This window comes from Micromonospora endophytica, from assembly GCF_003236305.1.
In the GTDB taxonomy this organism is placed as follows: Bacteria; Actinomycetota; Actinomycetes; order Mycobacteriales; family Micromonosporaceae; genus Micromonospora; species Micromonospora endophytica.
This window is the reverse complement of record NZ_POTX01000003.1, coordinates 26208-45217: the sequence shown is the minus strand read 5'-3', so window position 1 is coordinate 45217 and position 19010 is coordinate 26208. Positions and strand designations below refer to the sequence as shown.

The window sequence follows — 19010 nt, the reverse complement described above, 5'->3', positions numbered from 1 at the left end:
AGCGCACTGCGCCGCAAACGAGCTGGTCGCTGTTGCCGTAGCGGCCGAGATCAGGAAGGATTGCGATTCCCATCGGTGACAACTACCTACTCCGATCCTGTCGGAGCTCTTCCAACCTCGGGTGGGAGCGAAGTGACCGGCCTCCTGGGCCGGCGCGCAGAGCGCGCCGCCATCGAACACCTACTCGCCCAGGCACAGGCCGGACGCAGTGGGGCTGTCGTGATGCGGGGGGAAGCGGGCATCGGGAAGACCGCGATCCTCGATCACACCCGTGACGTCGCGGCTGCATCGGGGTTCCGGGTGGAGAACTCGGTCGGGGTGAAGCCTGAAAGGCAGTTCGCGTTCGCCGGCTTGCACCAGCTGTGCGCGCCGCTGCTGGCCCACGCGGATGCGCTGCCCGAGCCACAGCAGGCTGCCCTGCTCGTGGCATTCGGCTTACGCGGCGGGGCGGCACCGGACCGGTTCCTGGTCGGGCTGGCCACCCTCAACCTGCTGGCCGAGGTCGCCGAGAACGGGCCGCTGTTGTGCCTCGTCGACGACGCCCAATGGCTGGACGAGGCCTCCGCGCAAGTCCTGGCGTTCGTGGCACGCCGGGTGGCGGCCGAGCGGATGGCGCTGATGTTCGCGCTGCGCGACGCCGACGCGAGCGACGTTCGCCCGTTCGCCGGGCTGCCTGAGCTACGCCTGGACGGGCTCGGCGAGAGCGATGCACGGGAGTTGCTGGCCTCAGCCGTCCGCGCACCGCTCGACGTCGGAGTACGCGACCGGATCATCGCCGAAGCACGCGGCAACCCGCTGGCGCTGCTGGAACTGCCCCGCAGCGCGCCGCCGACGCACCTGGCCGGCGGGTTCGAACTGCCCGACACCCTCAGCGTCCCACACCGCATCGAGGACGAATTCCGGCGCCGCTCCAGCAACCTGCCCCCCGACACCCAACTACTCCTGCTGGTCGCCGCCGCCGAGCCAACCGGCGACGTGGCCCTGCTGTGGCACGCCACCGCCCAACTCGGCATCGACCCCCACGCAGCCGACGCAGCCGAGACAGCGAGCCTGCTGACGACCGACACCCGCGTGAGATTCCGCCACCCCCTCGTCCGCTCAGCCGTCTACCGAACCGCCACACCACCCGACCGGCGCCGCGTCCACGGCGCGCTGGCCGCCGCCACCGACCCACAGACCGACCCGGACCGGCGCGCCTGGCACCGCGCACAATCGGTCTTGGGCACCGACGAGGACGCTGCTGCCGAACTTGAGCAATCAGCCGACCGGGCCCGCGCCCGCGGCGGACTGGCCGCCGCAGCCGCGTTCCTCCAGCAGGCCGCCGAACTGACTCCTCAGCCCACCGTCCGCGCGAGCCGGGCACTCAAAGCCGCACACGCCAAGCACGAGGCAGGCGCGCCCGACGACAGCCTGACGCTACTGGCGGAGGCGGCGGCCGGACCGCTCGACGCCCTGCAACGCGCCCACCTGGAGTTGCTGCGCGCCCGGATCACGTTCCACACCACGCGGGGCAGCGATGCGCCAAAAATGCTGCTCGACGCCGCCAAGAAACTTACCCCGCTGGACCCGCCCCTGGCCCGCGAGACCTACCTACACGCGCTGCAGGCATCCTTCCACGCCGGCCGCCTCGGCCATGGGCGATGGTTGCAGGAAGCGGCCGAGGCCGCCCGAGCCGCGCCCGCACCGCCGACACCGCCCCGGCCAATCGATCTCCTGTTGGACGGACTGGCCATCAGGTTCACACAGGGTTTCGAGGCGAGTGTTCCTACCCTGCAGCAGGCCCTGGAGTCGTTGTGCAACCACGACTCCCCCGCCGATGACGACAACCGCAGCTGGCTCTGGTTGGCCTGCCACATCGCGGCAATGCTCTGGGACGACGAGGCGATCTACGTCCTGGCCAGCCGAGGTGTCAGGCTCGCCCGCGAAACGGGCGCGCTGGCCACGCTTCCGGCCGCGCTCAACGCCCTCACCTCCGTGCTTGTGCTAACCGGCGAGACGGCCCGCGCCACCGAGCTGGTTGCGGAGGAACAGGCGATCACGCAGGCGACGGGGGCCCCGCCGCTGCCCAACGCCAGACTCACCCTGGCCTCCTGGCGCGGCCGCCGGCCCGAAACCTCGGAGCTGTACGAGGCCATGGTCAGGGAGGCGAGGGGGCGGGGTGAGGGCGCAACGATCGGCCTGGCCCAGATCTCTCTGGCAGTGCTGCACAACGGTCTGGGCAACTACGACGACGCGCTTGCCGCCGCGACACCGCCGGTCGAGTATGACGAGTTGACCTTCAGCAGTATTGCCCTGCCTGAGCTGATCGAGGCGGCCGTCCGCTCAGGCCAGCCCGAACGCGCCGCCACGGCGATGGAGCTACTCGAATCCCGAGCCCGCGCCAGCGGCACCCCGTGGGCGCTCGGGTTGAAAGCTCGCTCGCGAGCGCTGATCAGCACCGGGCCGGCTGCCGAAGAGCAGTACCGCGAGGCAATCGAGCGGCTCGGGCAGTGCCGGGTGGCCACCCACCTGGCCCGTGCCCACCTCGTCTACGGCGAGTGGCTGCGCCGCGAGGGTCGCCGCCGCGACGCGCGCGAACAACTCCGCACCGCCTACGAGCTGTTGTCGGACATGGGCGCGGACGCGTTCGCCGAGCGGGCCGCCCGCGAACTGCGCGCCACCGGCGAGCACCCCCGCAAGCGGACCGCCCAACCTGCCGACGCCCTCACCGCCCACGAGCTCCACATCGCCCGGCTGGTAGCCAACGGGGCGACCTCCCGGGAGGTCGGCACACAACTGTTCCTCAGCCCCCGCACCATCGAAGCCCACCTACGCAACATCTTCGGCAAACTCGGCATCACCTCCCGCAGGCAACTCAAAGAGGCGCGGCTGCCCTGACCCGGCCGACAACACGCCAGCACGGTCTTCGGGGGTTCAGAGGCACCGTCGAGGCGGGTTGATTCCCTGCAGAGCGAGACGAACCAGCCGTTCCGCCTCGGGCGCACTTGACGACTCCGCAGCCAGTGCGATCGCTTTGACAAGAGTCACCAGGTCGACCATCGCGACGTCCGAGCGGACGAGTCCCTCCTCGGCGGCCCGACACCGAAGCGGTTCGCCTGCCGCCACGAGCATCGCGGAGCAGGACTCGCTCTCCTGCGGTGCCCTGAGCAGCGCGGTGACCAAGCCGCGGGTCGTCGTACAGTACGCCGCCAGCTCGCACAACCAGGTCGTCAGTGCCCGATGGGCGTTTGGCTCGGCCAACAATTCTCCAGCGCGGGCACACAGCGCTTCGACCCGATCGTGAAAGACAGCCTCCAGTAGGGCCCATCGGGACGGGAAGTGCCGATGCAGGGTCGCCGACCCCACGCCAGCGGCCCGGGCGATCTCTTCCAGCGACGCGTACGCGCCGTCTCGGGCAACCGCCTCGCTGGCTGCCTTGACTATCCGGGCGCGGTTGCGCTGTGCGTCAGCTCTCATCGCCTGCCATTTGGAAAAGTGGGGTGCCACCCCATATCGTAGTCGACGGAAAGCGGGGCACCACCCCACATAGTCGAGGAGGAGCCATGACCGTCCTTGTTCTCGGCGCGACCGGCAATCAAGGCGGGGCCACCGCCCGGGCACTGCTCAACCGCGGTGTCGCGGTACGCGCCCTGGTCCGCGACACCGGCACCGACGCCGCACTGGCCCTCCGGGAACGGGGAGCCGAACTGGTCCAAGGCGACCTGGACGACCTCGACGCACTGCGCGCCGCAGCCGAGGGAACGGACGGCGTCTTCTCCATTGCGTTCTCCGATGCCACCGACCCGCAGGGCGATGCCGAGCTACGCCGAGGCCACCACGTCATTGAGGCTGCACGCGATGCCGGGGTGTCACACCTGGTGCACAGCAGCGTCGCCGGTGCCGGCGACTTCCACCGCAACCAGCCCGGCTGGGCCGAGGGCCGCTGGGACCGGCACTACTGGGAGAGCAAGGCAGGCGTCGACGAACTGGTCCGCGCCGCCGGCTTCCCGCACTGGACCATACTCAAGCCCGCGACCTTCATGGAGAACCTGCTCGGCCACTCCTACATGTTCGGCGACTGGTCGAGCGGCACCATCGTCACCGGCTTCGCAGCGGACACCCGGATCGCCTGGATCGCGGTCGACGACATCGGCGAGGCCGCAGCGACCGCCTTCACCAACCCGGACAAATTCGACGGCATGGACCTGGAACTCGCCGGCGACCTGCGCACGATGACCGAAGTCGCCACGATCCTCAGCGAGGTCACCGGTAGGACGATCACCGCACCGATCCGCACTCCGCAGCAAGCAGTCGAACACGGCCTGCCACCATTCATGATCAGCTTCATTGAGCAGATCAACGAGAACGGCAGTCCCGCGCGTCCAGAGATCCCCCAGGCACTGGGCCTGCCCACCACCGATTTCCGCACCTGGGCCCGACGAACCCTCTCCTCTTGGTGATGCCCTCTGCGCTGCGGGTTGGTGGCGTCAGCCACCAACCCGCTTGGCCGGCCTCGTCCTGGAAGCAGATCCAGGCGCGGCGGGCCGCGGCTAACCTCTTACCGACGGCCACCGCCTGCGATGCCAGGTCGCGATCGCCTCAGGTCCCCGGTGCTGCTTGTGGAAGGTGCGACGTGCGGAGTGCGGGAGCGCTCGCCTCGAAGAGTCTCGCCTTCAGGGCATAGATCTGCTCGTCGTCGGGGCGGGCGACGCGCCAGCGCATGTTTCAGGGGCGTGCGTCGAATTGGATCCGGGCTTCGAAGACGCGGTCCATGTGCGTCTCCGCCCAGTTCTTGATCGCGATCATGACCGGAAACAGTTCATGGCCGAGCGGGGTGAGTTCGTAGTCGACGCGGACCGGTACCGAGGCAGTGACCGTGCGGGTGACCAGGCCGTCGCGCTCCAGCGTCCGCAGGGTCTGGGTGAGCATCTTCTGGCTGGCGCCGGCGATGCGGTGGGCGAGCTCGCCGTGCCGTTGCGGGCCGCCGGCGAGCGCTGGGATCACCAGGGCGACCCACTTGTCGGTGAGCCTGCTCAGCAGTTCACGGGTTGGGCAACCTTCCAGGAACGCGTCGTAGTCGCGTTTGGCCTGTTCGCGGCGTTGTGCTGCGGTCGTCGTCGCCATCCTGCCCTCCTCCGGTGCGCTAGGCACTTCGGGGTACCTACTTTCTCACAGTGCTGATGATTCGTACGGTCGTGGTGATCACGAGGTCCCACGAAGGAGACGGCGATGCGCGCAGTCAGGTATGCACAGTTTGGAGGGCCGGAGGTCCTGCACGTGGCTGACGTGCCGGTGCCCGAGCCCGGGCCGGGGCAGGTGCGGGTGCGGGTCGCGGCGTCAGTTGTACATCCGGTCGATCTGATGGTCCGCTCCGGTCGGTTCCCGGCCCCGTTGCCGACCGGTCTGCCGTACACGCCCGGCTGGGACGTTGCCGGCAGCGTCGACGCGGTCGGCCCATCGGTCGAGGAGTTCACGATCGACGACGAGGTCATCGGCTTCTCGCCGTGGCTGCAAACCACGGTCGGTGCCCACGCGGAGTACGTGGTGTTCGACGCCGTCTGGCTGACCTCCGCCCCTACCGGCGTCCCCGCCATCGAGGCGGCGACCCTGCCGACCAATGGCCTCGCCGCCGCCCAAGCCCTCGACCTGCTCGCGCTACCGACGGGTTCGGCCGTGCTCGTTACCGGTGCCGCCGGGCAGGTCGGGGGGTTCGTTCTGGCGCTGGCGCGGGCGAGCGGTCTACGCGCCACGGGACTCGCCGGGGCCGACGACCGCGAGTTCGTCGAGTCGCTGGGCGCGGCGTTCCTGTCGCGCTCCGACGATCCGACAGGGACGTACGACGCGGTCATCGACCTGGCAGTGATCGGTTCCTCGCTGCTGGACCTCATCCGGGACGGCGGAGGCTACGTGGCCGCATCACCCCCGCTTCGCCCGGAGCCGGTACGGGGAGTCCGGACCTTCGCGCTGCAGGTGCTACCGGACGGATCCCGGCTGGGCGAACTGGTCAAACTCGTCACCAGCGGCGACATCCCCCTCCGGGTCGCCGGCGTGTACCCCTTCGCCGACGCGGCGGCCGCCCACGACCGCCTGGCTCAAGGCGGCGTGCGCGGCGGCGTGGTGATCGTCCCCTGATCCGCGGCGAAAGCTCGGCCGTCGCGCTCCACGGCGGGCATACCGCTCGCGCCACGCCTACTGCACGGCGTGGCGTTGACGAGCCCCAACGCTGCTGGCTACCCGTCGACCAGGTGGGAGAGATCGAATTCCTGATAGCCCGTAGTCGCGGACGTCCGGCATGATGACCTTCATGGACGTCGAGGAACTGATCGCGCGTCATCCACGGGTCTTCCACACGATGTCGGCGACCGCGTGGCCATCGGTGCAACGACACGGCCTCCTGTCCACGCAGCAACTGATCGATCTGTTCAACCTCGACGCCGCCGAGCGTGATCGACTCTTGAACGCGCCTCGCAAACGGTCCACGGTTCTCCGTGCGCCCGGCCTGCCGCCTGCCGTGATCCGCGATCAGAAGCCGATGAAATTCATCGCGGAGAAGATTGATCCGGACTCCTCGCTGGCCGCGTACCTCGCGGCCATCAACTCCCGGGTCTTCTTCTGGGCCAGCGCGCAGCGGCTGGACCGGCTGCGTCAAGCGAAGGAGTACCGCACCGAGGGCCAGGTGGTCCTGCACGTCGACACCCGCGCCCTCGTCGAGCGACACGGCCCACGAATCGAACTCTGCCGACTCAACTCGGGGGCCGTGACGCAGAAGAACCACCCCATGCGGGGGCACCGGTCCTGGCTGCCGATCGCCGACTATCCCTACGCCGAGTACCGCCGCCGGTATGGCCGCGACGGCGCCTTGGTCGAGGTCACCGTGTTGGACGCCGTCCCTGACATCCTCGACCTGACCCACAAGATCGAAGGCGCCATCGACTGAGACCCACACCCATCGCAGTCCTCGACCGACCTTGATATCCGGCCATGCCGCTGTCAGGTTGCGACGCGGTGTTGTTGTCCACGGTCGGGCGGCGTACCGGGACCATGGGGTGGTGGACAGTCTGGTTGGATCGGCGTTCATGCAGATGGTGGAACACCCCTGGGGCATTACCGCGTTCGGCGCGGCGAGCGTGAAGGCCGTTCCGGATCTTGTGCGCGTAAGGTTCAAAGTCGTACGGATAGAGCAGACCCCGGCCGCCGCGTTCGAGGCGTCCCGCACAGCCGTGCGGGCAGTACGCGGCGCGCTACGCGAGCACGGGATCGCCGACGCGGCGGTCGAGGGTTCACGACTGGACCTGAAGACCGCCACCGAATACGCGGACGGGTCACGCAAGTTCATCGGCTACCAATGTCAGGCCGCCTTTGCGGTCCAGTCCGGCGTACTGGACGACGTCGAACCACTGCTGATCGACATCGTCGCAGCGGGCGCCAACGAGATCGAGGGCGTCGACTTCGACGTCACCGGCAAGCGCGAACTGCGGGCCGAGGCTCGGCGCCAGGCAGTGGCCGCAGCCCGCGCAAAGGCCGACCTGTACGCCGCGGCCGCTAGCGTACGCATCGGCGCGGTCCTGCACATCGAGGACGTCGACCCGGAACAGCCGGGTGCTGCCCGCTACCGCAGCCACGCCGAAGCCGCCGCGACGAGCGCCCAGGACCTCGCCCCAGGCCACGTCGTCGTGTCCGCCGCTGTGGTCCTTGGCTACGCCGTAGCCCGCCACTGACCAACCGCGCTACCGCGCACGCGCAACATCACGTGCACGCACATGCCGCAACCGGCGTACTACCCTTGCTGCTCCTGCTTGCCGTGGTCCGCGAAATTGGCGACTGGGTTCGTAGCGGTCGGTGACCAATCCTCGTCCTGGCGCTGGGCAGCGTGAGCTGGCCAGGTCGACCGAAGTGTCGCGGGGCGTACCGCTGCGGAAGCCTTTCAGCTGGCCCGGCCCAAGGTCACGGTGCGAGATCCGGGTGCGAAGTCACTGAAGGACTGTTGCCAGGACTCGCCGGGCCAGTGGTACGTCACACGGCCCTCGATGGGCTGGTAGCGAGCTGTGTAAAGCGTTCTCGATCCCTGCTCGTCGACGGATCGATACAGCGGCGGCTTCAGCATCGCCGCCACGTCGTCCGCGCCCGCGGCGCGGATGGCTCGCAGCCGCTCCTGCGTACGCATGGCCTGTTCCTGCTCGTCGGTGACCGGCAGGTGCTGGTGATTGGCGGCGCAGGCGTCCGGTGCCACCGTCGGCGGCATATCCGGTCCCACGAACACCGTCATCGCCTTCTCGGGATCGACAAGGGTGAGGTTCTGGGGGACGGCGACCGGCAGGGACCGCAGCCTGTCGACCGCCTCATCGACGGTGTCGCACGTCTCCAGCAGGTAGCGCACGAGGATGAGAATGGCGAAGCCGCGTCCGTAGACGGAACGTCCGCCCCAGGTGAGCGAAACCGCCAGACCGGCGTCGTTCATCCCGTCCAGCAAGCCCCACAGCATGTCCTGCATCCCGATCACGGGACGCAGGAAGCACGAGGAGACGATGGTCCCCTCGCACTGATCGGGCCGCAGGTCATAGTTGCGCAGCAGAGTGCCGCTCTGGCCGATCTGGGTGCACGCCTGGGAGAACGGCCGCAGTGCCGCGTGGGTGAGGAAGACCTCCGCCTCGGGCCGGTCGAGTTGACCGGCCAGGCGGTCCAGAACCGGAACCAGTTCCGGCATGTGCGCACGGAACAGCGCCCGAACACGATCCGCGCCCTCCGGAGTCCGGCCCTCCTCGGTCAGCAGGCCCTCCATCTCCTGCCACAGGCCCCGGGCGTAGGCGGCCCACCGCCCGTCGCCGCCGTCGCCGACCTCGATCGCCTGGAAGGTCTTGTGCTGTTGCCACACGGGCTGCCACTCCCCCTGCGAGGATCGGATGAGGTGAGCGTCGGCGACGCCCTGGACAACGCGCTGATGGAGTCCATCATCGGCCTCTACAAAGACCAAGCTGATCAAACCCCGAGGCCGTGGCGAAGCCTCGCCCAGGTCGGTGCGGAGTGCGGCGCCGGCCAGCGGATCCTGAAGATGTCAGCGACGACTCCGCGGCCGACAAGCCGGTCGCCCAGGTGAGCGAACGCGCGTTCGAGTTCCGCGCGCCCCATGAGGACCCCGTCTGATCCGCTCACGCCGCGGCCACCCGGGATGAGCGTACATATGAGGCGACCAGCGCGGCACCGCCGGCCAATCGGACCGACGTGCTGAGATGGACCTACTCAGTGCCGAGTAGAGTCCGTGCCGCGAACTACAGGATGAGGCCGAAGGATTTGATGAGCCGGAGCAGCGTGACTCCTCGGATCGCGAGGGACGATGACCTCGCGGGCTTCACAGCCGGCCAGTTCCTGGCCGTGACGAAAGCCCTCACGATGATATTGGCTCTCCCGCCGTCGGCCGGCGACCACGTCGATGCGCTCGTCATCGCCAGCGGCCAGGGCGAAGAGTGGCGTTTCACCCATGCGATCCGCAGTTGGGAGGCGAATCTGGATCTCCGTTACCTCTTGGTGGCCAACGGCAATCCGACCGAGAAGACCTACGTCGAGATCACGCTCGGTTACCTGCGCAGCCTCGGTCTCCGCCGCACCAACGGAGTCCACCTCCAAGCCGAGCCGGCGCCCAACACGGCCCTGCAGGCCGCGTGGATCGTCAGCCAGGTCAAGGACCACGGCATCACGAGCCTCGCACTCGCCGTCTCGCCCTACCATCTGCCCCGCGCCTACCTCACGCTCCTCAAAGCGTTCAACGAGGCGGGCGTTCGACTTCCCATCATTCCGGCGCCGGTGGCCGTTGCCCCGGACAGACTGGTCCCAGAAACCGGCGCCACCGCCTACGACCTCGTACCCGGGGAGGTGAAGCGCATGCTCACCTACACGGACGAGGGATGGATCGCGACGCTCGAGGAACTGCAGCAGTACCTACGGTGGCTGTGGAGTCACCACGAGTCCCTTCTCAGAGCGCCTTCGCGAAGGTCTGTTGAGCATCGCGTGAGGGCATGACAGCCCTCACCGGAACGCCCTCGCCCACTGCCTCGGAGCCGGAGGGCCGGGCGGCACGGCGACGCTCGGTGAGCCGTCGCGCCTTCACCACGTTGCCGCAGTCCGCCATGCGACACCAGCGGCGGGAACCGTTGCGGCTCCGATCGAGGAAGAGCCAACCACAGCCACCTTCGAGCACCGGGCATCGGCGCACCCGGGTCAGATCGGCCGTCAGCATGACATCGTAAGCGGCCTCGGCGATCCGGTCGGGCACCAACATGGCCGGCACCGTGTCGTAGGCCAGCCGCACCCGCGACGAGTCGAGCACGAATCGTGCCCGGGCGACCGCGCCGGACCAGCGCTGATGTAATGCGACAAGCGCGGCGCCGGCCGCGACAAGGTCGTCCGCCGTACCACCGTCCGCGTCGATGATCGCCGCACGCAGCACGAGATAAAGCCCTTCACGGATGTCCCGCACCGCGGCCAGTCCCGCGTGCGCCGCCGCAGGCTCGTCGCGCCACGCCCGGTCAACCTGCTCAGCCTCCACGTCGCTGATCGTGCCCACCAGGACCGACCAACGCAGCAGAGCGGAAGTGTCGGACAGGAAGTCGTGAGGCGAGGTGCCCCCTCGCTCGAGTGTGTTGACCAGATCGAGTGCAGGGTGCCCGCCGACCAACGGTAGCTGACTGACGTCGGGTGGCATGCCGACAAGGCTACCACCTAACCCGTCATTGGGGGTTGTGCTCTGCCCCGGTCCACGCCGTCATGCCACGCGGGCATTGCCGGTCGGAACCGGAGCGGACGGTCCACCTTGATCGGCACATGGCTGTTGAGGTCACGATCACGTAGGCCGATGCCCTGGTCACGAGGCAGGGGCGCCGGCGGCATCGAGTCGCTCGACGTGTGCGGCGTCGACCTTGATGTCGAGCGCCGACATGGCGGCCGCGTACTGGTCGAGGGTTCGTGGCCCGATCAGCGGCACGGTACGCGGCGACGTCTGATGCAACAGCCACGCGAGCACCAGTTGGTTCGGCGTGACACCCAACTCGGCGGCGAGCACGATGAGCTCCGCCACGCGCGCCTCGGCATCCGGACCCTCGTACGGAGCCATGATGTCGTGGCCTCGCCGCTTCTTCGGATCGTCGTAGACCCCCTTGAGGATCGGCGAGTACGAGACCAGCGTCAGATCGTCGTGCGTCCGCAGGTAGTCGAGCTGCTCGTCGTCCACGATGGAGACGCTGCTGAGCCCGGCACGACGACGGAGGTAACTGTGTTGTTGCTGCAGCGCAACCGGTGCCGGCCAGCCATGCCGGTCACAGAGCTGCCGGACGCGCTCCAGCCGCCAGGTTCGCACGTTGCTCCAGCCGACGTACCGTGCCTTGCCGGCGCGCACGATTTCCGCCAGGACGGACAGCGTCTCGGCCAGCGGCGTCGACCGGTCGTCGACGTGCACGTAGTACAGGTCGACGTGGTCGGTGCCAAGCCGCCGCAGGCTGTCGTCGATGCCCCGGCGCACCGTGTCGCCACTCGCACCCTCGAAACGAGCCTGGACCTCCTCCCACGTCTTGCCACGCGCCTCTTCAGGATCGGGTATCCGCGCACCGCACTTGGTAGCGAGAAAGATCTTGTCGCGCCGACCACCATGGGCGAGCCAGCGGCCTATCAGTTCCTCACTCTCGTCACCGGTGTTGCCTGGCGATGGCCACCACGCATAGCAGTTGGCGGTATCAACGAAGTTGCCGCCGGCGTCGAGGTAACGGTCCAGCATTTGGAACGACGACGCCTCGTCGGTCAATGTACCCATCAACATGCACCCGAGAGCGATCTGGCTGACCTGCTCACCCGTGTGCCCCAATTCGACAGTCCTCATGGCCGAGAAGCTATCCGTCCGAATGCACTCGGCGTCAACCCGTTGAGCTACTCGAAAGCCACTTCCGTGGTACGTCCTAATGGGGCAGCGATCAGGGTGAGTCGCACAGATGTTGGGGCATGGCGATTGGCCGGCGGCGCACAACTCGATGCCGACCGGCACTCCGCGACGCGGCACCGATCCCATCGATCAGATGATCCCGACCATACGATGGCAGCCTCTTGCGCAACCACTCAGCTCTGGAGCGCGGGGCGGCCGGGCGCGTAGTACTGCCATCCTGCCCGCTGCCACTCCTCGGCGTTGAGCTGGTGCCGCGCGTCCACGATGCTCCGGCTCCTGACCTCCTTGCCCAGGACCCGTGGATCGAGAGTGGAGAACTCCTCCCAGTCGGTCAACAGGGCCACCGCGTCGGCGCCTCGTGCCGCGTCCAGCGGGCTGGTCGCGTAGGTCAGGTGCGGGAAAGCCCGCCGCGCGTTCCCCATCGCCCGCGGGTCGTAGACGGCAGCCACACCGTCCTCACGGCTGATCAGCTCGGCCACGTGCAACGCAGGCGAGTCGCGGATGTCGTCGGTGTTGGGCTTGAAGGCGGCGCCGAGCACCGCGACTCGCCGTCCGGTGAATCCTCCCCCGCACTGCTTGCGGAGCAGCTCCACCACCCGGTCGCGGCACCGCAGGTTCACCGCATCGACCTCGGCCAGGAAGGACAGTGCGTGGCCGACGCCGAGATCGTGGGCGCGGGCCTGGAAGGCCCGGATGTCCTTGGGGATGCAGCCACCGCCGAAGCCGAGCCCAGCTTTGAGGAACTGCTCGCCGATGCGGGGGTCGCGGCCGAGTGCCTCGGCGACGATCGTGACGTCGGCACCGCTCGCGTCGCAGAACTCGGCGATCGCGTTGATGAAGGAAATCTTCGTGGCCATGAACGAATTGGCCGCGGTCTTGATCACTTCGGCGGTGGGCAGGTCGGCCACCACCACCGGAACGCCCGCCTCGATCAGCGGCGCATAGACCTCGCGGAGCACCTGCTCGGCGGAGGCGTCGGACACGCCGAGCACGAGACGATCCGGGCGCAGGGTGTCGGCCACGGCCGTACCCTCGCGCAGGAACTCCGGGTTCCAGGCGACCGAGACCCTTTCGCCGTCGGGCGCGAGATTGCGGAGCATCTCGGCCAGGTGCGCCGCAGTGCCGACCGGCACTGTGGACTTGCCGACGACGAGGCAATCCTGCACGAGCGACGGCGCCAGCCCCTCGATGGCCGCGTGTAGGTGGCTGAGATCGGCTGCGCCAGCGTCGCTGCGCTGCGGGGTGCCGACGCAGATGAAGTGCACGTCGGCCGTCGCGGCGTCCTCGTACGACGTGGTGAACCGCAGTCGCCCCGCGGCGAGATTGCGACTGATCAGCTCGTCCAGCCCAGGCTCGAAGAAGGGCACCCGACCGTCTGCCAGCGCGGAGATCTTTTCAGGATCGATATCGACCCCGATGACCTGGTGCCCCAACTCGGCCATACCGGCGGCGTGCGTGACACCGAGATACCCGCAGCCCAGCACGGAGATCGTAAGCACTGTGCCTCCTATTTCCAGTCCGGTGATTGCTTGCTGGCGGCCGCTACCGTCCGCCGTAGGCCCTCCTCGAGGGCGACCTGTGGCCGCCAGCCCAGTTCACGCTCCGCCCGACTGATGTCGGGGCAGCGCTGCCGAGGGTCGTCCATGTCGGCCTCGATGAACTTCAGTGGTGACCTGCTCCCCGTCGCGTCGAGGATCATCTGAGCCAGGTCACGGATGGTGACCTCCTGGATGTTGCCGATGTTGACCGGCCGCCCGTAGTCGCTTTCCGCGATTGCCAGGAGGCCCCGCGCGGTGTCCTCGACGTAGCAGGGCGATCGCGTCTGGTTGCCGTCGCCGTGGATCTCCAGGGGGACGCCGTCGAGGGCCTGGGCGATGAAGCCGGAGATCACCCGACCATCCGGCCGCATGCGCGGCCCATAACTGTTGAAGATGCGCGCGATGCCCACGCTCACCCCGTGCTGCTTGCCGTACGCCGTCGTGAGGGCCTCGGCGTACCTCTTTGCCTCGTCGTAGACCGAGCGCGCGCCGATCGGGTTGACGTTGCCCCAGTACTCTTCGTCCTGCGGGTGCTTCAGCGGATCGCCGTATATTTCCGATGTGGATGCCAACACAAAGCGGGCGCCAAACCGGCGCGCGATACGCAACGCGTTATATGTGCCGTGGCTGCCGACGAGCAGGGTCTCGATCGGCAATCGATAGAATTCGGGAATCGACGCAGGCGACGCCAGGTGCATCACGAGATCAACCGATCCCGTGACTGGGAATTCCTCGGTGACGTCCGCCTCCACGAGCGTGAAGCCCGAACGGCCCATCAGGTGCTCGACATAGCTGCGGTGCCCGGTGGAGAAGTTGTCGACACTGATCACCTCCACTCCGCAGGAGAGGAGCTGCTCGCAGACGTACGAGCCGAGAAATCCTCCACCGCCAGTGACCAAGGCCCGTCGGAATCTGCTGGTGTTCGGCACGGGAAGCCTCCTATCCGGGGCGAAAGTGGGTAGGACCTCGGCTGCGCAGAGCCTTGTCGCACCAACGCGTCAACGCTGCGACGGCTGAGCCCACTCTCCGGTGGGATGAACGTACTGTCGGCCGGGTACTCTGCACGCGGCTCGACCGGCACTCAATGGGCCCTTGGGCCTACGGCTGAGACGGACGGGCACTACTTCGGAGAGCCGGCGGAAGGGCAGCATGTTCGCGCAGGCCATGCCGCCCAGCTGCTTCATCGCGAATCTGCCCGAGTAGCTCGTCGGCCTCCAGGCGACCCAACAGTGCATGGAACTGGTCGAAGATCTCGAGGGCCTGGGAAGCCCACTCCAGCGCAGATGGATAGTCCCGTCGGGCCCGGTGCAGCCGGGCCAGTGCCAGGCAGAATCGCGCGGTGGCCAGCCGGTCACCGTTGCGGCGGGCGATCGCGTACCCATGGTTCAGCGTCACCGCCGCCTGGTGGTGCTGGTGCTGCCGCAGCTTCACGAGACCGAGCCCGTGCAGCACGTGCGCCTCGCCTGCCCGATCGCGGCCTCCGCGCACCAGTTTCAGCGCCTTGGTCAGCTCTTCCTCAGCCTGGGTGAGGTCGCCGTCCTCGAAGTGCAGTTCGCCCAGGCGGTGTAGCACCATCGCCTGGACACGCGTGCTGTTGACCTCGGTGACCTTCCGCAACGCCTCGGCCAGGAGTTCGGCGGCGGAGCCGCGTTCGCTCCATTCCAGCTTGATGCGCGCCATCCCGCTGAGGATATGAGCGGCGCCCGCTGCGTCGCCGAGCGGACGCAGCGCGGCAAGCGCCTCGCTATAGCGCGCCCACGCCTGATCGAGGTCGCCATGTACCCGGTCGAGGAAGGCCAGGTGCCGCAGGGCAAGCGCGCGACCGCGGGCCTCACCGATCTCGTCGAACACCTGGAGCGCCTGGTTGAGCCGGACACGAGCGTCGTCGAAGCGCTGCTCGGCGATGTTCACTGCGCCTAGCGAATACAGCATCGCGGCCGTGCCGAGTCGATCGTCGGCCTCCCGCGCGCTGAGCAGGGCGATCTCGTGAGTAGCACGCCAGTCGTCGAGATAGCTACCGTTCTCGAAGAGTGCAACCAAGGTGATCGCAAGGTCCCAGCAGTAGTCCGGTGCGCCAGCTTGGGATGCCTGACCCACCGCGGCGACCGCAGCGGCACGCTCGCCCTCGAACCACATCAGCGGATCGCGCAACAGGTCGTCAACGAGATGTCGAGGCAACTCCCAACGCTGTGCCCCGCTGTGGATGACGGTGTAGTCACCGCCGTAGAGGACGCGGTGCGCCTCATCGGCAAGGAACAGCCACGCGCCGAGGAGACGCCGGGCGGCCTCGAGCCGGGCCGGCGCGGTCTCCTCGGCCGCGAGCCGCTCACGGGCGTAGACCCGGACCAGGTCGTGCAGCCGGTAGCGAGTGTCGACGCCGAACCCACCCACCACTTCCAGCAGCTGTGCGTCCACCAGCGCATCGAGCGTGTCCGAGGCGGTGGCCACGTCGATGTCGAGCAGCGGCGCTGCCGCCCAGCTCGGAAAGTCATGCGTCTCGAGCAGGCCGAGCCGCCGCAACAGCCGCTGCGCCTGCCCGTCAAGGCCCTCGTAACTGACCGCGATGTTGGTCCGCACGTCCAGGCCGCCGTGCGCCAACTCGTCCAGACGCCGGCCCTCATCCTCGAGTCGCTCGGTCAGCTGCGCCATCCGCCAGTGCGGACGGGCGATCAACCTCGCCGCCGCGATCCGCAGCGCCAGCGGCAATCGGCCACACAACTCGACCAGGCGTAGGGCCTCGCGTGGTTCGGCGGAGGCTCGCTCCGAGCCGACCATCCGCGTCAGCAGCTCAACGGCATCGCGCTGCTCGAGCGCACTCACCTCGACCAGCCGGGAGCCGGGTATCCCGGCCAGGCGGCGTCGGCTGGTCACGATCACACCGCAGCTGGGGCTGCCCGGCAGGAGGGGGTACACCTGCCGCTCGTCGACCACGTCGTCCAGGACGATCAGCACCCGGGATGCGGCGATCTGACTTCGGAAGGTCGCCGCGCGAGCTTCCAGCCCCTCGGGTATCGAGGACCCGGGCATGCCGAGCGCGCGGAGAAAGCCGTCGAGGATCTGGGAGAGACCACCGCTGTGCGACCGCTCCGGGCCCAACCGGCTGAACAGCTGCCCGTGCGGAAATTCGGCGGCCAGCCCATGGGCCAGATGCACGGCGAGCGTCGTCTTTCCGGCGCCGCCGCGGCCGGTGATCGCCAGGACCGGCACGGAGTCCCGGTCGGGGCGCCCGCCGCCGTAGCGCAGGAAGTCCCGTAGCTCGCTGACGAGTTGGCCGTATCCAGTGAAATCCGGAATGTCAGCGGGTGCCATGCGGGGCACCGAGGGAGCGGGCTCGATCGGAGCCGGCCATTCCAGCTCCACGGCCGGGCCGGGCTCGAGTTGTCCGTTCAGGATTGCCCGCTCGAGCAACCGCAGCGGCTCACTCGGCTCCAACCCGAGGTCGTCGATTGAGGCTTGCCGCGCCGAGCGGTACGCCGCCAGTGCCTCCGCTTGCCGGCCGGCCCGGTACAGCGCGGTGATCAGCTGTTGCCATAGCCGTTCCCTCAACGGGTGTTCGGTAACGAGCGCCATCAGTTCATCGATGGTCTCGCGATGCCGACCGAGGTGCAGCTCCAACTCGAGGCAGTCCTCAACTACAGCGAGCCGTCGCTCGGCGATCCGAGTCGCCGCCGCCTCGACCAGCCGGCTGTCCACGCCGCTGAGCGGAGTCCCGCGGTACAGCGTCAGGGCCTGCCGAAAACTCGAGGCAGCGTCCTCCAGCCGTTGCTCGCGCAGCGCGGCGCGGGCTTCGGTGAGAAGTTCGTTGAAGATGTGCAGGTCCAGCTCACCCTCGGCGACTCTGATCTGATAGCCGGCCGGGTTGGTGATGATCCGATTATCGAGACCGGTGTCTCGCAGCGCACGTCGTACCGCCGATATGCAGATCTGAATCTGACTCTTGGCCGTCGATGGCGGGGTGTCCTCCCATACCGCATCGACAAGCCGGCCCAGCGGAACCACATTATTGGCCTCTAGCAGCAGCATGGCGAGCACTATCTGCTGTCGGGAGGCGGTGATGGTGGCGTTCAGCACGTGCAAGGGCCCCAGGATGCGGAAAACCTGCAAATTTCCTCCCCCGTCAACAACGACACCTCGCGCCAGCCCAACGGTGCCCCCCGGAGCAGGCCGGCGTGATCGTTTGACGCCCCGTATGGAGAACGTTTTTCATGGTAGCCAAGCATACCGGCGGACACCAGGTGAGATTCGGGGTGGCCGATGTTCCAGAGTTGTTTCAGAGAAGGGTTATCAGGTCCAGGTGAACGTGCGGCGGGCGGGTTGTGCGCGGTGATTCGGCAGGTCATGTGGGTGATGGCTTCGGGAAGCGCGGTGGCGCCCATAGCTGCGGGTGAGCCGACCACAACGGGGGTCCAGGCCAGGATCCGCTCACGATTCACAGACACGGGGACACAGGGCCCCGGCAAAGTCGTGACGGTGTCTGACTTGTGGGGCTTGGAGTAGAAGCGCCGTTGGTGGTGGCAGCAAGACGGGCATGACCGGCTCGGAAGATCATCAAGGTTCCTACGCCATGCTGATCGCCGAAGTGAGTCATGCCCGCGCTGCCATCATCGCTGATCTCGTCCCTGTCGGGCGCACCGGCTCTGACCGTTGCCGAAACCGCTGGTGGGCTGTCCGAAGCACTCGCCGTTCTGCCTGATCCACAGGCCCGGCGAGGCGTCCGGCACCGGCTGACAGTCGTGGTCACCGCAGCCGTGTGTGCCGTGGTCGCCGGCTACCGCTCGTACGCCGCGATCGCCGAGTGGGTCGCCGACGTGCCGACCGCGACGGCTCTCGCCCTGGGCATGACTGCCGACCGGCGTCCATCGGAGGCGCCGGTCGGCCTCCGGCCGTTGATCTTCTTCCGGGCGTCCGACCCACGGCCGTCCCGACCGACGGGGTCGATGCACTCCACGCTCTGGGGATCAATGATCGCCGCTCACGGATGCGGTTGACGGACCCTGCCACACCCACCAGCGCCGGCAACAGCGCCCACTGGCATCGGTCACGCCCCTCACGGGTAGCCCTATCCACGTTCTCCGTATACGGCGAAACCCGCCGCGTTGAGGTACACAGCCATCCGCAAGTCGAGTTCGATCTCGCGCACCTGAATTTGCACAGTGAACTCACGGTACTCGGCGACAGCGCCGAGTCCGGCAAAGTAGCTGGAGGGATCGAACATGAGCTGATGCGCGCCGCGCCTCACCTGAAGTTCCTCCAGCGCCGGCAGCCGGCCGTCATTTACCGTGAACCCGGACATCAGTGGTGCCCAGCCTCGATCGTCGCGGCCGTCCAGCCGCACTAGCACGCCTGGGACAGGCCGGCCCGACGCGCCGTCAATGATGCGAACACCAATCATTTGATATCTACATCCCTCCATTTTGGTCAGTACTCGCGTGAACGTACACGTGGGCGCTGTCATCCGGCTATCGAACGGCAAACGTCATTCTTAGTTTGCGGTAAGCGCATCGACAACGGATCGACAGCCATCAGATATCAGGTCGACAGTGGCCGCTGGTGAACTCGGTTCATGGTCG

Annotated in this window: 16 protein-coding genes; 7 read left to right on the top strand and 9 right to left on the bottom strand. The window is 67.9% G+C overall.

Going from position 1 to position 19010, the window contains the following annotated elements; translation table 11 throughout:
* Window positions 1-132 precede the first annotated feature (132 nt).
* Window positions 133-2877, top strand: coding sequence for an ATP-binding protein (locus C1I93_RS01065; RefSeq protein WP_223256382.1), 2745 nt, complete (start codon window positions 133-135; stop codon window positions 2875-2877).
* Between the two features lie 36 nt (window positions 2878-2913).
* On the opposite strand, the gene C1I93_RS01060 is transcribed toward C1I93_RS01065, so the two are convergent.
* Entirely contained in the window at window positions 2914-3456 is a 543-nt protein-coding gene (locus C1I93_RS01060) for a TetR/AcrR family transcriptional regulator (RefSeq protein ID WP_111241323.1), read from the bottom strand.
* A gap of 86 nt (window positions 3457-3542) precedes the next feature.
* Here C1I93_RS01060 and C1I93_RS01055 point away from each other — a divergent pair, with 86 nt between their 5' ends.
* Complete coding sequence (locus C1I93_RS01055) at window positions 3543-4439, top strand: NmrA/HSCARG family protein (protein ID WP_111241281.1); 897 nt, start codon at window positions 3543-3545, stop codon at window positions 4437-4439.
* Window positions 4440-4704: 265 nt separating this feature from the next.
* Here the strand turns inward: C1I93_RS01055 and C1I93_RS01050 are convergent, their stop codons facing one another.
* Window positions 4705-5103 (bottom strand): winged helix-turn-helix transcriptional regulator, encoded by a 399-nt coding sequence (locus tag C1I93_RS01050; protein WP_111241280.1) that lies wholly within the window; start codon window positions 5101-5103, stop codon window positions 4705-4707.
* Window positions 5104-5256: 153 nt separating this feature from the next.
* Here C1I93_RS01050 and C1I93_RS01045 point away from each other — a divergent pair, with 153 nt between their 5' ends.
* The 3 genes from C1I93_RS01045 to C1I93_RS01035 all read left to right on the top strand — a co-directional run bounded on the left by C1I93_RS01045 (window position 5257) and on the right by C1I93_RS01035 (window position 7697).
* Window positions 5257-6111, top strand: a complete 855-nt coding sequence (locus C1I93_RS01045) for an NADP-dependent oxidoreductase (RefSeq protein ID WP_223256381.1) — start codon at window positions 5257-5259, stop codon at window positions 6109-6111.
* 172 nt (window positions 6112-6283) lie between these two features.
* A complete protein-coding gene (locus C1I93_RS01040) occupies window positions 6284-6916 on the top strand; it encodes a DUF7002 family protein (RefSeq protein WP_146603395.1) in 633 nt (210 codons plus the stop codon).
* Window positions 6917-7028: 112 nt separating this feature from the next.
* Window positions 7029-7697, top strand: a complete 669-nt coding sequence (locus C1I93_RS01035; protein ID WP_212808372.1) for an SIMPL domain-containing protein — start codon at window positions 7029-7031, stop codon at window positions 7695-7697.
* Window positions 7698-7903: 206 nt separating this feature from the next.
* On the opposite strand, the gene C1I93_RS01030 is transcribed toward C1I93_RS01035, so the two are convergent.
* Complete coding sequence (locus C1I93_RS01030) at window positions 7904-8959, bottom strand: C45 family autoproteolytic acyltransferase/hydrolase (RefSeq protein WP_249412227.1); 1056 nt, start codon at window positions 8957-8959, stop codon at window positions 7904-7906.
* Between the two features lie 311 nt (window positions 8960-9270).
* Between C1I93_RS01030 and C1I93_RS01020 the strand changes: the two genes are divergently transcribed.
* Window positions 9271-9993 carry an ElyC/SanA/YdcF family protein gene (locus tag C1I93_RS01020; protein ID WP_111241321.1) on the top strand — a complete coding sequence of 241 codons (723 nt, stop codon included), beginning with the start codon at window positions 9271-9273 and terminating at the stop codon, window positions 9991-9993.
* Here C1I93_RS01020 and C1I93_RS01015 read toward each other — a convergent pair.
* From C1I93_RS01015 to C1I93_RS00995, 5 genes are all read right to left on the bottom strand, one after another.
* Entirely contained in the window at window positions 9947-10675 is a 729-nt protein-coding gene (locus C1I93_RS01015) for a CGNR zinc finger domain-containing protein (RefSeq protein WP_111241275.1), read from the bottom strand. The genes C1I93_RS01020 and C1I93_RS01015 overlap by 47 nt on opposite strands.
* A gap of 159 nt (window positions 10676-10834) precedes the next feature.
* Window positions 10835-11842, bottom strand: coding sequence for an aldo/keto reductase (locus C1I93_RS01010; protein ID WP_111241274.1), 1008 nt, complete (start codon window positions 11840-11842; stop codon window positions 10835-10837).
* Between the two features lie 233 nt (window positions 11843-12075).
* A complete protein-coding gene (locus C1I93_RS01005; protein ID WP_223256379.1) occupies window positions 12076-13401 on the bottom strand; it encodes a UDP-glucose dehydrogenase family protein in 1326 nt (441 codons plus the stop codon).
* An 8-nt stretch (window positions 13402-13409) separates the two neighbouring features.
* Complete coding sequence (locus C1I93_RS01000; protein ID WP_111241273.1) at window positions 13410-14369, bottom strand: NAD-dependent epimerase/dehydratase family protein; 960 nt, start codon at window positions 14367-14369, stop codon at window positions 13410-13412.
* Window positions 14370-14538: 169 nt separating this feature from the next.
* The gene (locus C1I93_RS00995; RefSeq protein ID WP_223256386.1) at window positions 14539-17511 is read right to left on the bottom strand and encodes an AfsR/SARP family transcriptional regulator; all 2973 of its coding nucleotides are present in this window, start codon (window positions 17509-17511) and stop codon (window positions 14539-14541) included.
* Window positions 17512-18026: 515 nt separating this feature from the next.
* On the opposite strand from C1I93_RS00995, the gene C1I93_RS32185 reads away from it, so the two are divergent.
* The gene (locus tag C1I93_RS32185; RefSeq protein WP_223256378.1) at window positions 18027-18428 is read left to right on the top strand and encodes a transposase family protein; all 402 of its coding nucleotides are present in this window, start codon (window positions 18027-18029) and stop codon (window positions 18426-18428) included.
* Between the two features lie 71 nt (window positions 18429-18499).
* On the opposite strand, the gene C1I93_RS00985 is transcribed toward C1I93_RS32185, so the two are convergent.
* Window positions 18500-18832 (bottom strand): hydroxyisourate hydrolase, encoded by a 333-nt coding sequence (locus tag C1I93_RS00985; RefSeq protein WP_181444951.1) that lies wholly within the window; start codon window positions 18830-18832, stop codon window positions 18500-18502.
* Window positions 18833-19010: the final 178 nt, after the last annotated feature.

Bases quoted from the DNA above. Each gene is read 5' to 3' on its own strand.
- C1I93_RS01060 (WP_111241323.1), bottom strand. From the start codon at position 3,456: ATGAGAGCTGACGCACAGCGCAACCGCGCCCGGATAGTCAAGGCAGCC.
- C1I93_RS01055 (WP_111241281.1), top strand. From the start codon at position 3,543: ATGACCGTCCTTGTTCTCGGCGCGACCGGCAATCAAGGCGGGGCCACC.
- C1I93_RS01050 (WP_111241280.1), bottom strand. From the start codon at position 5,103: ATGGCGACGACGACCGCAGCACAACGCCGCGAACAGGCCAAACGCGAC.
- C1I93_RS01040 (WP_146603395.1), top strand. From the start codon at position 6,284: ATGGACGTCGAGGAACTGATCGCGCGTCATCCACGGGTCTTCCACACG.
- C1I93_RS01020 (WP_111241321.1), top strand. From the start codon at position 9,271: ATGAGCCGGAGCAGCGTGACTCCTCGGATCGCGAGGGACGATGACCTC.
- C1I93_RS01015 (WP_111241275.1), bottom strand. From the start codon at position 10,675: ATGCCACCCGACGTCAGTCAGCTACCGTTGGTCGGCGGGCACCCTGCA.
- C1I93_RS01010 (WP_111241274.1), bottom strand. From the start codon at position 11,842: ATGAGGACTGTCGAATTGGGGCACACGGGTGAGCAGGTCAGCCAGATC.
- C1I93_RS32185 (WP_223256378.1), top strand. From the start codon at position 18,027: ATGCCCGCGCTGCCATCATCGCTGATCTCGTCCCTGTCGGGCGCACCG.
- C1I93_RS00985 (WP_181444951.1), bottom strand. From the start codon at position 18,832: ATGATTGGTGTTCGCATCATTGACGGCGCGTCGGGCCGGCCTGTCCCA.